This window comes from Pseudomonas sp. SIMBA_068 (genome assembly GCF_046534705.1).
Lineage (GTDB): Bacteria > Pseudomonadota > Gammaproteobacteria > Pseudomonadales > Pseudomonadaceae > Aquipseudomonas > Aquipseudomonas putida.
This window is the reverse complement of record NZ_JAWRYI010000396.1, coordinates 1-277: the sequence shown is the minus strand read 5'-3', so window position 1 is coordinate 277 and position 277 is coordinate 1. Positions and strand designations below refer to the sequence as shown.

1 protein-coding gene is annotated in these 277 nt (G+C 39.0%); it reads right to left on the bottom strand.

The features are described from left to right. Positions 1-268: Tfp pilus assembly protein FimT/FimU (locus SB756_RS29680; protein ID WP_410913143.1), on the bottom strand; the 268-nt coding region annotated here is incomplete at its 3' end. Between the last annotated feature and the right edge of the window lie 9 nt (positions 269-277).

Genomic DNA, 277 nt, shown 5'->3' with positions numbered 1-277 from the left:
ACAAAGACATTTGACCATCCCATTCATCTTTTGAGCATTCGCCTTCGTTTAACGAGCAAAGAGTAACGTAAGTACTATTTTCAATTGCGTAAAGTCGACCATAATTGATAGTTCGGTGCAGAAGGTTAACGTGGTTCTCTAGCCGGTTTTTTGCTAGAAAATCTGGGTAGTACCACATAGATATTTGACTGATAATGCTTACAACAGCGAGTGTAAGCATTAGTTCAAGAAGCGTGATCCCTTTACATTTCGATATTGATAACCTCATCCCTGAAGT